A 15,133-nucleotide genomic window follows, 5' to 3' on the forward strand; every position below is an offset into this window, starting at 1 on the left:
AACGGTCGTAGGAGAGTCACTGCGACGGTATGAGAGTCACCGCCGCCCCGCATATCCGCTGCCGGACTTGGGCATACGGGACCAATGGCCGCCCGCGTCCCCAACGTCGCCGCCCTGAACCGCGTACGCCGGGCATCGCGTGCGCTCACCCGCCGCTACCGTTCCCGCCGCCCGCACCCCGCCGTCGAACTCGTCCCCCAGCCGCACCCCTGGACCCGCGCCCTGGGGCTGGTCGCGGTCGTGCTGCTGGGCGCCTGGCTGGGGCTGCTGATCGTCGGGAACGTCCGGGTTCCCGTCGGGCCCATGGACACCACCATGACCCTGCGCCCCTCACTCGCCGGCGGCACGAAGATCAACGTCTCACCGCTCGGCGCGCTGCAACTGGACAGCCACATCGCCCCGGTCCGCCTGGACGTGAACGTCGACCAGCTCGACCCGGTCCGCTCCCAGGCCCTCGTCGACCACCCCGAACGCCTCTCCGGCCTCCAGGACGAAGTCGGCGAGGACGTCGGCCGCGGCACGCTCGACCTCGCCGTACGCTCCTGTGTCGCCGTCGTCGCCGGCGCCACCGCCCTCGGCCTCGCGGTCTACCGCCGCCCCCGCCGCGCCCTCGCGGCCGGCGGCCTCGCCCTCACCCTCCTCGCCGCGTCCGGCGGCACGGCCTTCGCCACCTGGAACCCGAACTCGGTCCTCGAGCCCAAGTTCTCCGGCCTGCTCTCCTCCGCACCCTCCCTGGTCGGCGACGCACGCAGCATCGTCACCGAATTCGATGTCTATCAGAAGGAGTTGGCGCGTCTCGTCACCAACGTGACGAAGCTGTACGACGCCACGTCCACGCTCCCGGCCTACCAGCCCGACCCGACCACGATCCGGGTCCTGCACGTCTCGGACATCCACCTCAACCCGGCGAGCTGGAAGATCATCGCCTCGCTGGTCAAGCAGTACGAGGTGAACGTGATCGTCGACTCCGGCGACACGATGGACCACGGCACGGCCGCCGAGAACGGCTTCCTGGACCCGATCGAGGACCTGGGCGCCCCGTACGTCTGGGTCCGGGGCAACCACGACTCCATGATCACCCAGCGCTATCTGGAGCGTATGAAGAACGTCCACGTCCTCGACGACGGCAGCGCAGTGTCCGTCGCGGGCCTGCGCTTCGCGGGCATCGGCGATCCCCAGTTCACCCCCGACCGCACGAACGAGATCGGCGCCGAGCAGTCGCAGGAACTGGCGGGCGCCCGGCTGGCCTCCGCCCTGCGCGACCAGAAGGCCGCCGGGAAGCCGGTCGACGTGGCCGTGGCCCATGAGCCGTCCGCGGCCCGCGAGACGGACGGCCAGGTGCCGCTGGTCCTGGCGGGCCACCTCCACCACTCCGAGATGGAGGTCATGCCGTTCGGCACCCGTCTGCGCATCGAGGGCTCCACGGGCGGCAGCGGCCTGCGCGCGATCGAGGGCAAGTACCCCGACCCGATCGAGACGTCGATCCTCTACTTCGACCGGGACACCCGCCGCCTCCAGGCTTGGGACGAGATCAGGCTGGGCGGCCTGGGCCTGACGACGGCGGAGGTGGCCCGCCACCTGCCGGAGGAGAACCAGCCGGGAGCCGCCCCGTCACCCACCCCGACCCCGTCTCCGTCGCCCTCCCCCACTCCCACCCCCGCGACCACGTCCCCGTAAACCGTTTTGGCGATACCTCTCGCCATCCCATATGCTTCTCACGTCCCCGACGCGCTGAGAGGCGCCCAGGCGGGCCGATAGCCCTCATCGTCTAGCGGCCTAGGACGCCGCCCTTTCAAGGCGGTAGCACGGGTTCGAATCCCGTTGGGGGCACGCAACACCGTGTGCGACACTGTCGTACGCATCGCTTGGTCCTGTGGAGCAGTTTGGAGTGCTCGCCACCCTGTCAAGGTGGAGGCCGCGGGTTCAAATCCCGTCAGGACCGCTGAGGTTTCTTTTGGAACCTCGCGGCTGGGTAGCTCAGTTGGTACGAGCGATCGCCTGAAAAGCGATAGGTCGCCGGTTCGACCCCGGCCCCAGCCACAGCCCAAGGGCCCGCTCAGCGAGCGGGCCCTTGATCATTTTTCCGGAAACAAAAGCGTTCGCCACGGATTTCCCCGGGATGAGATCCTGGACGGCGTATGTCTACGCACCCCGCCACCGGCGCCCCCGCCCTCGGCGCCCTCGCCCCCCGTCTGGCCGAACTGTCGCTGCGCGACGCGCACCGGCTCGGCCGGCGGCTCGAAGGTGCCCGCAAGATCCGCAAGCCGGAGGCCCGGGCCGCCGTTCTCGCCGAGATCGAGGCCGAGGTCGCCAAGGCCGAACAGCGGATGGGCGAGCGACGGGCCCGGGTACCCGCCGTCACCTACCCCCCGCAGCTGCCCGTCAGCCAGAAGCGCGACGACATCGCCGACGCCATCCGCGACCACCAGGTCGTGATCGTCGCCGGTGAGACCGGCTCCGGGAAGACCACGCAGATCCCGAAGATCTGCGTGGAGCTCGGCCGGGGCGTGCGCGGCATGATCGGGCACACGCAGCCCCGGCGGATCGCCGCGCGTACCGTCGCCGAGCGGGTGGCGGAGGAGCTGGACACCCCGCTCGGCGAGGCCGTCGGCTGGAAGGTGCGGTTCACCGACCAGGTCAACCCGGACGCCACCTTCATCAAACTGATGACCGACGGCATCCTGCTCGCCGAGATCCAGACCGACCGCGAGCTGCGCGCCTACGACACGATCATCATCGACGAGGCCCACGAGCGGTCCCTCAACATCGACTTCCTGCTCGGGTATCTCGCGCAGTTGCTGCCGAAGCGGCCCGACCTCAAGGTCGTCATCACCTCGGCCACCATCGACCCCGAGCGCTTCTCCCGGCACTTCGGCGACGCCCCGATCATCGAGGTCAGCGGGCGTACGTATCCCGTCGAGGTGCGTTACCGGCCGCTCCTGGAGGAAGACGGCGACGACTCCGACCGCGACCAGATCACCGCGATCTGTGATGCCGTCGAGGAGCTTCAGGGGGAAGGCAAGGGCGACATCCTCGTCTTCCTCTCGGGAGAGAGGGAGATCCGCGACACCGCAGACGCGCTCGTGAAGAAGAACTACCGGTTCACGGAGGTCCTCCCCCTCTACGCCCGGCTCTCCCACGCGGAGCAGCATCGCGTCTTCCAGCCCCACACCGGCCGCAGGATCGTTCTGGCGACCAACGTCGCCGAGACCTCCCTCACCGTCCCGGGCATCAAGTACGTCATCGACCCCGGCTTCGCCCGCATCAGCCGGTACAGCCATCGCACGAAGGTGCAGCGGCTCCCCATCGAGCCGATCTCCCAGGCCAGCGCCAACCAGCGCAAGGGCCGCTGCGGCCGTACGTCCGACGGCATCTGCATCCGCCTCTACAGCGAGGAGGACTTCGAGGCCCGTCCGGAGTTCACGGACGCGGAGATCCTGCGTACGAACCTCGCGTCCGTCATCCTGCAGATGACCGCCGCCGGCCTCGGCGAGATCGAGAAGTTCCCCTTCATCGACCCGCCGGACCACCGCAACATCCGCGACGGCGTCCAACTCCTCCAGGAACTGGGCGCGTTGGACCCCACCCAGAAGGACTCGCGCAAGCGCCTCACCGACACCGGCCGCAAGCTCGCCCAGCTGCCCGTCGACCCCCGGCTGGCCCGGATGGTCCTGGAGGCCGACAAGAACGGCTGTGTCCGCGAGGTCATGGTCATAGCCGCCGCCCTGTCCATCCAGGACCCGCGCGAGCGCCCGGCCGACAAGCAGACGCAGGCCGACCAGCAGCACGCCCGCTTCAAGGACGAGACCAGCGACTTCCTCGCCTATCTCAACCTGTGGCGGTACATCCGCGAGCAGCAGAAGGAACGCGGCTCGTCGTCCTTCCGCCGGATGTGCAAGCAGGAGTACCTGAACTTCCTGCGCATCCGCGAATGGCAGGACATCTATACGCAGTTGAGAACGGTCGCGAAGCAGATGGGCATCCATCTGAACGAGGAGGACGCGCCCGAGCAGCGGGTCCACGTCTCCCTCCTCGCGGGGCTCCTCTCCCACATCGGCATGAAGGACGTGAAGGACGGCGCGAAGAACGAGTACCTGGGCGCCCGGAGCGCCAAGTTCGCGATCTTCCCCGGCTCCGCCCTCTTCAAGAAGCCCCCGCGCTTCGTGATGTCCGCCGAACTGGTGGAGACCAGCCGCCTCTGGGCCCGCGTCAACGCCCGCATCGAGCCCGAGTGGGTCGAACCCCTCGCCGAGCACCTGCTCAAGCGGACGTACAGCGAACCGCACTGGGAGAAGGACCAGGCCGCGGTGATGGCGTACGAGAAGGTCACGCTCTACGGCGTCCCGATCATCGCCGACCGCAAGGTCAACTACGGCCGGATCGACCCGGAGGCGTCCCGCGAGCTGTTCATCCGCAACGCGCTCGTCGAGGGCGACTGGCGCACGCACCACAAGTTCTTCGCCGACAACCGCAAGCTCCTCAGCGAGGTCGAGGAGCTGGAGCATCGCGCCCGGCGCCGGAACATCCTCGTCGACGACGAGACGCTCTTCGACTTCTACGACCAGAAGGTCCCCGAACACGTCGTCTCCGGCGCCCACTTCGACTCCTGGTGGAAGCACAAGCGGCATGAGCAGCCCGACTTCCTCGACTTCGAGCGCGAGATGCTCATCCGGGAGTCCGCGGAGGCGGTCACCAAGGACGACTATCCGGACTCCTGGCGGCAGGGAAACCTGAAGTTCCGGGTGACGTACCAGTTCGAGCCGGGCGCGGACGCCGACGGTGTGACCGTCCACATCCCGCTCCAGGTCCTGAACCAGGTCACGGACGAGGGCTTCGACTGGCAGATCCCGGGATTGCGGGAGGAAGTCGTCACCGAACTCATCCGCTCCCTCCCGAAGCCGATCCGCCGCAACTACGTGCCGGCGCCGAACTTCGCGAAGCGCTTCCTCGACACGGCGGTCCCGCTCCAGGAACCCCTCACCACCACCATGGCCCGCGAGCTGAAGCGCATGGTGGGCGTTCCCTTCACCGCGGACGACTTCGACTGGTCCAAGGTCCCCGACCACCTCCGGATCACCTTCCGGATCGTCGACGAGCGGCGCCGCAAGCTGGCCGAGGACAAGGACCTGGAGACCCTGAAGCTCCAGCTGAAGCCGAAGGCGAGGAAAGCCCTCTCGCAAGCCGCGGCGGCCACCGCCGAACGCCAGGGCGGCGAGTCCCTGGAGCGCAAGGGCCTGACCGAGTGGACGATCGGCTCCCTCACCCGCGTCTTCGAGACCCGGCGGGCGGGGCAGCCCGTGAAGGCGTACCCGGCGCTGGTCGACGACGGCGACACCGTCTCCGTGCGCCTCTTCGACACGGAGGCGGAGCAGCAGCAGGCCATGTGGAAGGGCACGCGGCGGCTGATCCTCCGCAACATCCCGGTGAACCCGGCGAAGTTCGCGTCCGAGAAGCTGACGAACGCCCAGAAGCTCGCCCTGTCCGCCAATCCGCACGGCTCCATCCAGGCCCTGTTCGACGACTGCGCGATGGCCGCGGCGGACAAGCTGATCGGCGACTTCGGCGGGCCGGTCTGGGACGAGGAGTCGTACCGGAAGCTGTACGACAAGGTCCGCGCCGAGATCGTCGACACGACGGTCCGTACGGTGGATCAGGTGCAGCAGGTCCTCGCCGCGTGGCAGGCCTGTGAGCGCCGTCTGAAGGCCGTACGGAGCCCCGCGCTGCTGCCGAACCTGGCGGACGTACGGGCGCAGCTGGACGGCCTCGTGAAGCCGGGCTTCGTGACGGAGGCGGGGACGCGGCGGCTGCCGGATCTGATGCGGTACCTGGTGGCCGCGGACCGTCGGCTCCAGCAGATGCCGACGAACGTCCAGCGGGACACCACGCGCATGGAGAAGGTCCACGAGATGCGGGACGAGTACGCGTGGCTGCTGGAGCAGATGCCGCAGGGCCGGCCGGTGCCCTCGTCCGTCCTGGACATCCGCTGGATGATCGAGGAGCTCCGGGTCAGCTACTTCGCCCACGCGCTCGGCACGGCGTATCCCGTCTCCGACAAGCGCATCGTGAAGGCGATCGACGCGGCTGCACCGTAACCGGCCCCGCACCCTAAGTGAGTTCGACCAGGCGGCGCCCCTCCTGTACAGTCTCTTCTCGCAGCACAACGCACCACCAAGTGCCGCGAAACCAGGTCCTGTGGAGCAGTTTGGAGTGCTCGCCACCCTGTCAAGGTGGAGGCCGCGGGTTCAAATCCCGTCAGGACCGCAGCAACAGCAAAGCCCGGGTCTTCGGACCCGGGCTTTGCCGTGCTCCCGTCCTGCTTTCCGGCGCCCCCCTGACGCCGTCTTGACGGCGTCTCCGTCGCTCGGTACTCAGAGAGCAAGGGCGCTTCCCGGGCGGTTCTGTGGAGGTGGGGTATGGCGGCATCGGCGAGGCATGAGACGCGGGCGTTGCTTCGTGCGCATCTGGCGGCCGCCTCGTCGTATCGCCATCTGACGCGCCACTGCCCGATCTGCCACCACCTGTTGCGGCTGGCCATGGACACGGCCCCACGGACCGCCCGGGATCCTCAGGAGGCCGTGGAGGACGAGAGCCCCTCGCCCGCGTGACGAACGCCCGGCTCAACGACGGTCCCGTGGTGGGACGATGGAACGTGCGGCGCCCAATAGCGCACAGGAGACAGGGGCGACAAGGACCCTGGCATGTGACGGGTGTCACCGGATGAGTTTTTCAAACCCCGGTTCTTACCCAGCTCCTACAACTGTTCAATTTAATATGTGCAATTGCACCTGCCTGAGGCATCCCCCAGAGCCCGCACACAGGAGATCCGACACCCCTCCCCAGACTCCGACAAGGCCACTCACAGAGGCGGCCGGACCAGCCACGACAGGGCACAAAAAAGATCGCGCTGGACCCGGCGGAGTCCAGCGCGATCGACGACGCACCCTGTGATGTGCTTCATAAGCTCTGTGGAGCTCGGGCGTGGGTTCCGTTGGGGCAGAACCCGCGTCGTGTGGAGCTAGGTTTCCGAACGCCTCGGCCAGTGGGGGACCAGCCGGTTTGCCCGGTTTATTCAGTTGTTCAGGCTTCGCTGCGCTGCTGCGGAATGCCCGCGAGCAGAGCACGGACCTCCGCCTCGCGGTAGCGGCGGTGCCCGCCGAGCGTGCGGATCGATGTAAGCTTCCCGGCCTTCGCCCACCGCGTGACCGTCTTAGGGTCCACACGGAACATGGTGGCGACCTCAGCCGGGGTCAGCAGCGGCTCGGCATCAGGGGTGCGAGCGGTCATGAGCGGCCTCCTCGGGAGAACCGAACCTTCTCGGTTCTTTCCTCTAAATTCTGCACCTTGACCCGCGTTGCCCGAAATGGCGGACGCGGGTCGAGTCGGTTATAGGACGAACGGCTTGTCCTCGGCACTACAACTACACCATCTGTCCAGCCGCGTCGGCCAAACCGATGGAATTGCCCCCCAGGTGTTCATCGGCGACGGAAGCCGATGGACCATGCCATAGCGGACAGTCACGCCGCTGTGACGATCAGTCACAGGACGATCAGGAGTCACAAGACCCCCCAAAGCAGGCAATGCTGAGATTCCGCCCATAGTGGAGCACAGTCGGACGGAGGAGTCCTCCCCGGACTCCTTGTCCTATTTTGACATGAGGAGGGGCAAGGGAGGCAAGGGCCGCGTACGTGCGGTCCGTCACGCTTGAGACATAAGCCCGGATCGGGACCAACGCCCCATGTTGACGAAACCTCAGGAACCTCAGGACGAGGACGAAACCCCAAAACGGGCGTCAGGTCAAACGTCAGTTCCCCGACCGCAGGTCAGGCGTCATATCGCCGAACGACGATCAAACTCCGGATGTCAGTTCGCCGACCGCCGGTCCCGCACCGACCGCCACCGCTCCACGAGCCGGCCGTACGCCTCGCCCGCCGCCTCGCCGTCCCCCTGCCGCAGCGCCGCGATCCCCTCGGCCACGTCGGCGGCCGAGTGGTCGTCCTCCAGCTCGCCGGGCGGCAGGGTGTGCACCAGGCCGCCGTAGTCCAGCTCGACCAGCGAGCGGGGATGGAACTCCTCCAGCCAGCGCCCCACGTCCAGCAGGCCGTCGATCAGCGGCCCCTCGTCGATGGTGTCCTTCAGGGTCCTGAGCGCCCGCGCCACCCGCCGCCGGGCCTGCACCATCGGCGTGCGGTAGCGCAGCATCGGCGGAGCCTCGCCGGAGCCCTTGTCGAAACGCCGCTCCTCGTCCGCGACCAGCACGAACCAGTGCAGCGGCACCTGCCAGGTCGAGGTGCGGATCCATGGCCGGGCGTCGGGGTTGCGGGCCAGCCAGCGCTCGTAGTCCTGGGCCGCCTGGCGCCGTACGACGGGCGGCAGGACCGCGTCCAGGACGGGCGGCGGCAGCTCCTCGGCGAGATCTCCGAGCGCCTGCCAGCCGCGCAGCCGGGTGCGCCAGGGGCAGACGCAGACCACCCCGTCTACCTCCAGCACGAAGGCGTCTCGGCTCTCGTGCACCGGCACCGGGACGGGCGGCGTGGGCAGCAAGTCGGCCAGCGCGCGGCGGAGTTCGTCCTGGTACGTGGGACGGTCGGGGCGCCGGGCGTACCGCGTCCAGTGGTCGCGCTCCCGCTCCGGGAAGGCGGCCAGCGGTTCGTACACACGCAGATAGGTCGCGTACGGGACGATCACCGAGGACACCTTGGGCACGCCTGCTCCCTCCCCCGCCCTCTGCCAGGAAAACCTGCGAAACCCGCTCACAAACGTGCGGGAAAACTATGCAAATCGTCGCACGGGCGTACTCCGGGAGTAGGTGATCCTGAGCACGTCGCGGTCGGCGGGGCGTACAGGCTCTAATCTCGTGCTAGCTGCCCCCGCCACCCTTACGGGAGCTCGTCCCAACCGCCGCTACTTACCCAGGAGTCACCACCGTGACCGACGTAACCGACGGCGTCCTGCACACCCTGTTCCATTCGGACCAGGGGGGTCATGAGCAAGTCGTGCTCTGCCAGGACCGAGCCAGCGGCCTCAAGGCCGTCATCGCCATCCACTCCACCGCCCTGGGCCCCGCGCTCGGCGGTACGCGCTTCTACCCGTACGCCAGCGAGGAGGCGGCCGTCGCCGACGCGCTCAACCTCTCGCGCGGGATGTCGTACAAGAACGCCATGGCCGGGCTCGACCACGGCGGCGGCAAGGCCGTGATCATCGGTGACCCCGAGCGCGACAAGACCGAGGAGCTGCTGCTCGCCTACGGGCGTTTCGTGGCCTCGCTCGGCGGCCGGTACGTCACCGCGTGCGACGTCGGCACGTACGTCGCCGACATGGACGTCGTCCACCGCGCCTGCCGCTGGACCACCGGCCGCTCACCCGAGAACGGCGGCGCCGGCGACTCCTCCGTCCTCACCGCGTACGGCGTCTACCAGGGCATGCGGGCCAGCGCCCAACATCTGTGGGGCGACCCCTCGCTGCGGGCCAGGCGGATCGGCATCGCAGGCGTCGGCAAGGTCGGCCGCCACCTGGTGGAGCACCTGGTCGCGGAGGGCGCCGAGGTCTTCGTGACCGACGTGCGCGAGGAGGCCGTACAGCAGATGACCGAGCGGTACGACACCGTGCGGGCCGTCCCGGACACCGAGGCGCTGATCCGCGTCGACGGGCTCGGCATCTACGCCCCCTGCGCGCTGGGCGGCGCGCTCAACGACGACACCGTGCCGGTGCTCACCGCCGAGATCGTGTGCGGCGCCGCCAACAACCAGCTGGCCCACCCGGGCGTCGAGAAGGACCTGGCCGACCGCCACATCCTGTACGCGCCCGACTATGTGGTGAACGCGGGCGGTGTCATCCAGGTCGCCGACGAACTGCACGGCTTCGACTTCGAGCGGTGCAAGGCGAAGGCGGCGCAGATCTACGACACCACGCTGGCAATATTCGCACGTGCGAAGGCGGATGGCATTCCGCCGGCCGCCGCGGCCGACCGGATCGCCGAGCAGCGAATGCACGAAGCGGCGGCGGCGCGCGGACGCTGAGTGCGCCCGGGCCGGTCCGGGAGGTTTGGCCGGTACCCGTCGGTGGGCACTTAGAGAGAACTCTCACTTCCATCGGCGGGTCGACCGCCAGGAAGTGGTTAAAATCGCGGTTGACCAGCGAGGACGGGGCGCCTCAAAGGTCCTGTGCACACGCGGCTGCTGCGGGCGACGTACCGTATGGGCGCGGGCTCAGGTACCGTGGAAGCCCTACGGACCGGCCTCTCCACGGAGAGTCCGTTCCAGATCATGAACGCGTGTCGAGACTCTGGGGCCGTCGAGCCCCGTCACCGAGGGGGTCGAGCCATGGGGCGCGGCCGGGCCAAGGCCAAGCAGACGAAGGTCGCCCGCCAGCTGAAGTACAACAGCGGCGGGACTGACCTGTCGCGTCTGGCCAGCGAGCTGGGCGCTTCGACTTCGAACCAGCCGCCGAACGGCGAGCCGTTCGAGGACGACGAAGACGACGACGACCCGTACGCGCAGTACGCGGATCTCTACAACGACGACGAGGACGAAGAGGACGACGAGTCCGGTCCCACGTCGCAACAACAACGCCGCGGCGCTTGACTGTCGAGCAGTGCCTGACCCGGTCCTGAGCGGTTACCCGTAGGACCGGGTTTTGCGCTGCCTTCGCAGGCGCCGACCCGGGGCCTGGTCAGGGTGCATACGCGCCGACCAGCTCCGCACCCGTGGCGTGGTCGCCGCGGTCCGTGATCTCGCCGGCCACCCATGCCTCGACACCGCGGTCGGCCAGGGTCGCCAGGGCCACGTCCGACGCTTCCTCCGGGACGATCGCGATCATGCCCACGCCCATGTTGAGGGTCTTCTCCAGCTCCAGCAGCTCGACGTCGCCGGTCCTGCCGACGAGGTCGAACACCGGTGCCGGGGTCCAGGTGGAGCGGTCGACGATCGCGTGCAGCTCGTCCGGGATGACGCGGGCGAGGTTGGCCGCCAGTCCACCGCCGGTGACATGGCTGAACGCGTGCACATCCGTCGTCCGGGTCAGCGCCAGGCAGTCCAGCGAGTAGATCTTGGTGGGCTCAAGCAGCTCCTCGCCGAGGGTGCGGCCGAACTCGGCGATCTGGGTGTCCAGCGCCATGCCCGCGCGTTCCAGCAGGACATGCCGTACGAGCGAGTACCCGTTCGAGTGAAGGCCGGAGGCCGCCATGGCGATCACCGTGTCACCCGTACGGATACGATCCGGGCCGAGCAGCCGGTCGGCCTCCACCACGCCCGTGCCGGCGCCGGCGACGTCGAAGTCGTCCGGGCCGAGCAGGCCGGGGTGCTCGGCGGTCTCGCCGCCGACCAGAGCGGTGCCGGCGAGGACGCAGCCCTCGGCGATGCCCTTCACGATGGCGGCCACCCGCTCGGGGTGGACCTTGCCGACGCAGATGTAGTCGGTCATGAACAGCGGCTCGGCGCCGCACACCACGATGTCGTCCATCACCATGGCGACCAGGTCGTGGCCGATGGTGTCGTAGACGCCCATCTGGCGCGCGATGTCGACCTTGGTGCCGACGCCGTCGGTGGCGGACGCGAGCAGCGGACGCTCGTAGCGCTTGAGGGCGGACGCGTCGAAGAGGCCGGCGAAACCGCCGAGGCCGCCGAGGACCTCGGGGCGCTGCGTCTTCTTCACCCACTCCTTCATCAGCTCGACGGCGCGGTCGCCCGCTTCGATGTCGACGCCGGCAGCCGCGTAGGAAGCACCGGAAGCAGCATGAGTCTCAGACATTGCCTGGGATCTTTCGGGTTGGTTTCTACGTGGCTTACGGGCGACGGATCGCGTCGGCCGCGGCCGTGGCGGCGGGCCCTGCGGCCAGCTCGGTCTCCAGGAGCTGCTTGCCGAGCAGCTCGGGGTCCGGGAGCTCCATCGGGTACTCGCCGTCGAAGCAGGCGCGGCAGAGGTTCGGCTTGGCGATGGTGGTCGCCTCGATCATGCCGTCGAGGGAGATGTACGCCAGGGAGTCGGCGCCCAGCGAGGTGCCGATCTCGTCGATGGTCATGCCGTTGGCGATGAGCTCGGCGCGGGTGGCGAAGTCGATACCGAAGAAGCACGGCCACTTCACGGGCGGCGAGGAGATCCGGATGTGGACCTCGGCGGCGCCCGCCTCGCGGAGCATGCGGACCAGGGCCCGCTGGGTGTTGCCGCGCACGATCGAGTCGTCGACGACGACCAGGCGCTTGCCCTTGATGACTTCCTTCAGCGGATTCAGCTTCAGCCGGATGCCGAGCTGGCGGATCGTCTGGGAGGGCTGGATGAACGTACGGCCGACGTAGGCGTTCTTCACAAGACCGGCACCGAAGGGGATGCCGGACGCTTCCGCGTAGCCGATGGCGGCCGGGGTGCCGGACTCCGGGGTCGGTATGACGAGGTCGGCGTCGACCGGCGCTTCCTTCGCGAGGCGGCGGCCCATCTCGACCCGGCTGAGGTACACGTTCCGGCCGGCGATGTCGGTGTCCGGGCGGGCGAGGTAGACGTACTCGAAGACGCAGCCCTTGGGCTTCGCTTCCGCGAATCGGGACGTTCGCAGGCCGTTCTCGTCGATGGCGACGAACTCGCCCGGCTCGATCTCGCGTACGTAGGCCGCGCCGCAGATGTCGAGGGCGGCGGACTCGGAGGCGACCACCCAGCCGCGCTCCAGGCGGCCGAGGACCAGCGGGCGGATGCCCTGCGGGTCGCGGGCGGCGTAGAGCGTGTTCTCGTCCATGAAGACGAGGGAGAAGGCGCCGAGCACCTGCGGGAGGACCGAGTGGGCGGCCTCCTCGATGGTCAGCGGCTTGCCGTCCTCGTCGACCTGGGCGGCGAGCAGCGCCGTGAGCAGGTCGGTGTCGTTGGTGGCCGCGACGCGCGGAGTGCGGCCCTCCTGCTTGGGCAGGTCGGCGACCATCTCGGCGAGCTGGGCCGTGTTGACCAGGTTGCCGTTGTGGCCGAGCGCGATGGAGCCGTGCGCGGTTGCGCGGAAGGTCGGCTGGGCGTTCTCCCACACGGAAGCGCCGGTGGTCGAGTAGCGGGCGTGACCGACCGCGATGTGACCCTGGAGCGAACCGAGCGAGGTCTCGTCGAAGACCTGGGAGACCAGGCCCATGTCCTTGAAGACGAGGATCTGGGAGCCGTTGCTGACCGCGATCCCCGCGGATTCCTGACCCCGATGCTGGAGGGCGTAGAGCCCGAAGTAAGTGAGCTTGGCGACCTCTTCGCCCGGAGCCCAGACACCGAAGACGCCGCAAGCGTCCTGGGGGCCTTTCTCACCGGGGAGCAGATCATGATTGAGTCGACCGTCACCACGTGGCACGCCACCGAGTGTAGGCGAGATCGACCACTGGTCCGAATTCGTGAAGAGTGGGCTTGCTTACTTCGCCCGCGCCACGAGGCCCTCGCCGGAGGCCGCGGTGATCGTCAGGGACTTGTGTTTCTGCTGGTAGGAGACCTTGCCGGCGAGGATTTCGGTCAGTTCCCGCTCGGTCTTCATGACGGGCCCCGAGCACACCATGCGGGTGGTCGCGAGAGGGCCGATCTCGATGGTGCCGTCCTTGACGGTGGCCTTGGCGTTGAAGGTGTTGCAGCCGATGCTGCCGGTGACGGTGTTGTTCTTGGTGAGGGTGAGGTGGGCCTTCGCCTTTTCGGGCAGGGACACGGCGGTCGAGTCGTCACTCTTCCCCGACAGCAGGGTGTCGATCGTCCACCGGGTGCCCTTGAGCGCGGGGGCGGTCTCGGCGGCGCCCTCGCGGAGGGTGATGCGGTCGCCCTTGCCGCTGGTCAGGGTGAGGGTCTTGGTGCCGTCGCGCTCTTCCATGGCGGCCTTGAGGTTGCCCTCGAAGACGCTGACGAACTTCTCCTCGAACTCCCCGACGGCTCCCTCGCAGCCGATCATCGTCATCGCGAGGTCGGAGACCTTCACGGTGTCGCCCTCGATGTCGACGTCGGCACCGAAGTGGTTGCAGCCCACCGTGCCGCCGGACTCGCCCCCGCCGACGTCGGGCTCGGCCGCGCCGGGCTTGAAGGTGATGTGGGCGTCCTCGAGATCGAAGGAGTCGCCCTTGGGCAGGTCGTACTTCTTGCCGTCGACGGTCACGCTCTGGGGCAGCCAGGAGGTGTCCGCGATGGTGGAGATGTCCTTGGTGGTGTCGCCCTCGCCGCCGACCGCGCCGCGGCCGCTGCCGGACTCCGTGCCGCAGGCGGCCAGGACGGTCGTGCCGGCCAGGGCCGCGGCGGCGTACGTCATGTTCTTCGTCGTCCGCTTCATGGCTCTTTGACGCGCGGGACGGGCGATGGGTTCGGCCCCGTTATGACTCTGTTGTCATGTGCCCGTCCGTCAGCGAAGCAGCGGCAGCAACGGCCCGAGATCCGCCCGCTCCCCGCTGGCGCTGACCTTGGCGTCATGGACGGCATCCTTCCACTCCACCCGCCCGGTCGCGAGCCGGATCCAGGTGAGCGGGTCGGTCTCGACGACGTTGGGCGGGGTACCGCGCGTATGCCTCGGCCCCTCCACGCACTGCACCACGGCGTACGGCGGAATCCGCACCTCCGTCGAGCCGCCGGGCGCCTTGGCGGCGAGCGCGTCGGCGAGGAGGCGGGTGCAGGCGGCGAGGGCCTGGCGGTCGTACGGGATGTCCAGGCCGGGGACGGCGGCGTTCAGGTCGTCGGTGTGGACGACGAGTTCCACGGTGCGGGTGACGAGATAGTCGGCCAGTGTCAGGGCGCCCGCGCTGGTGGGGAGCAGCCGGCTGTCGGGCTCGTCGGCGATGCGGGCGGTGAACTCCCGCTCGATGTCCGCGAGATGGCTGTCCAGGTCCGTGTGCTGCTCGGCCCGCAGCCGGGCCGTGTCGGCGATGTCGTCGGCCGCGTCGGCGATCGCGGGCAGCCAGTCCATCAGCGCCGCGTCCCGCCGCGCCGGCTCCGGTTCGTCGAGCAGCCGCACCACGGCCGCCGGCGCCATCCCGGTGTGCGCCACCAACTCCCGTACGCTCCACTGCCCCAGCCGCGTCGGCAACGCGAGCTGCTCGGGCGTCAACGTGCGTACGGCGTCCCGTACATGCCCGAACTGTGCGAGCACGGCGGCGCGGATCTTGGCGGGGTCGTAGGTGCGGGGGCGTTTTCTGGCCGGGGGCATGGGTGCAGC

The 15,133-nt window shown here is 68.8% G+C and carries 11 protein-coding genes and 4 tRNA genes; 9 read left to right on the forward strand and 6 right to left on the reverse strand.

What is annotated here, in order from left to right; all coding sequences use genetic code 11:
- Positions 1 to 84: 84 nt before the first annotated feature.
- The 7 genes from AB0I98_RS21825 (at position 85) to AB0I98_RS21855 (ending at position 6,605) form a co-directional block, all read left to right on the forward strand.
- Positions 85 to 1,677 carry a metallophosphoesterase gene (locus AB0I98_RS21825; protein WP_362944171.1) on the forward strand — a complete coding sequence of 531 codons (1,593 nt, stop codon included), beginning with the start codon at positions 85 to 87 and terminating at the stop codon, positions 1,675 to 1,677.
- Between the two features lie 80 nt (positions 1,678 to 1,757).
- Positions 1,758 to 1,830: transfer RNA gene (locus AB0I98_RS21830), tRNA-Glu, on the forward strand.
- Positions 1,831 to 1,867: 37 nt separating this feature from the next.
- A tRNA-Asp gene (locus AB0I98_RS21835) sits at positions 1,868 to 1,942 on the forward strand.
- A gap of 24 nt (positions 1,943 to 1,966) precedes the next feature.
- Positions 1,967 to 2,040, forward strand: a tRNA-Phe gene (locus AB0I98_RS21840).
- A gap of 98 nt (positions 2,041 to 2,138) precedes the next feature.
- Positions 2,139 to 6,092, forward strand: a complete 3,954-nt coding sequence (hrpA, locus tag AB0I98_RS21845) for an ATP-dependent RNA helicase HrpA (protein ID WP_362944173.1) — start codon at positions 2,139 to 2,141, stop codon at positions 6,090 to 6,092.
- 94 nt (positions 6,093 to 6,186) lie between these two features.
- Positions 6,187 to 6,261 (forward strand) — tRNA-Asp (locus AB0I98_RS21850).
- Between the two features lie 152 nt (positions 6,262 to 6,413).
- Positions 6,414 to 6,605 (forward strand): DUF6274 family protein, encoded by a 192-nt coding sequence (locus tag AB0I98_RS21855; RefSeq protein ID WP_362944175.1) that lies wholly within the window; start codon positions 6,414 to 6,416, stop codon positions 6,603 to 6,605.
- A 472-nt stretch (positions 6,606 to 7,077) separates the two neighbouring features.
- On the opposite strand, the gene bldC is transcribed toward AB0I98_RS21855, so the two are convergent.
- Both bldC and AB0I98_RS21865 read right to left on the reverse strand, forming a co-directional pair.
- Positions 7,078 to 7,284 carry a developmental transcriptional regulator BldC gene (bldC, locus tag AB0I98_RS21860; RefSeq protein ID WP_003949541.1) on the reverse strand — a complete coding sequence of 69 codons (207 nt, stop codon included), beginning with the start codon at positions 7,282 to 7,284 and terminating at the stop codon, positions 7,078 to 7,080.
- Between the two features lie 576 nt (positions 7,285 to 7,860).
- Complete coding sequence (locus AB0I98_RS21865) at positions 7,861 to 8,703, reverse strand: hypothetical protein (protein WP_362944177.1); 843 nt, start codon at positions 8,701 to 8,703, stop codon at positions 7,861 to 7,863.
- A 221-nt stretch (positions 8,704 to 8,924) separates the two neighbouring features.
- On the opposite strand from AB0I98_RS21865, the gene AB0I98_RS21870 reads away from it, so the two are divergent.
- On the forward strand, positions 8,925 to 10,016 hold the full coding sequence (locus AB0I98_RS21870) for a Glu/Leu/Phe/Val dehydrogenase dimerization domain-containing protein (RefSeq protein WP_362944179.1): 1,092 nt from the start codon (positions 8,925 to 8,927) through the stop codon (positions 10,014 to 10,016).
- Positions 10,017 to 10,319: 303 nt separating this feature from the next.
- On the forward strand, positions 10,320 to 10,580 hold the full coding sequence (locus tag AB0I98_RS21875) for a DUF3073 domain-containing protein (RefSeq protein WP_362944180.1): 261 nt from the start codon (positions 10,320 to 10,322) through the stop codon (positions 10,578 to 10,580).
- An 88-nt stretch (positions 10,581 to 10,668) separates the two neighbouring features.
- Here AB0I98_RS21875 and purM read toward each other — a convergent pair whose 3' ends face one another.
- The 4 genes from purM to AB0I98_RS21895 form a co-directional block, all read right to left on the reverse strand.
- The gene (gene purM, locus AB0I98_RS21880) at positions 10,669 to 11,745 is read right to left on the reverse strand and encodes a phosphoribosylformylglycinamidine cyclo-ligase (RefSeq protein ID WP_362944182.1); all 1,077 of its coding nucleotides are present in this window, start codon (positions 11,743 to 11,745) and stop codon (positions 10,669 to 10,671) included.
- Positions 11,746 to 11,779: 34 nt separating this feature from the next.
- Complete coding sequence (gene purF / locus AB0I98_RS21885; protein ID WP_362944183.1) at positions 11,780 to 13,306, reverse strand: amidophosphoribosyltransferase; 1,527 nt, start codon at positions 13,304 to 13,306, stop codon at positions 11,780 to 11,782.
- A 57-nt stretch (positions 13,307 to 13,363) separates the two neighbouring features.
- A complete protein-coding gene (locus AB0I98_RS21890) occupies positions 13,364 to 14,257 on the reverse strand; it encodes an META domain-containing protein (protein ID WP_362944185.1) in 894 nt (297 codons plus the stop codon).
- 69 nt (positions 14,258 to 14,326) lie between these two features.
- Entirely contained in the window at positions 14,327 to 15,124 is a 798-nt protein-coding gene (locus AB0I98_RS21895; protein ID WP_362944187.1) for a sterol carrier family protein, read from the reverse strand.
- Between the last annotated feature and the right edge of the window lie 9 nt (positions 15,125 to 15,133).

Source organism: Streptomyces sp. NPDC050211 (genome assembly GCF_040656035.1).
Taxonomy (GTDB): Bacteria; Actinomycetota; Actinomycetes; order Streptomycetales; family Streptomycetaceae; genus Streptomyces.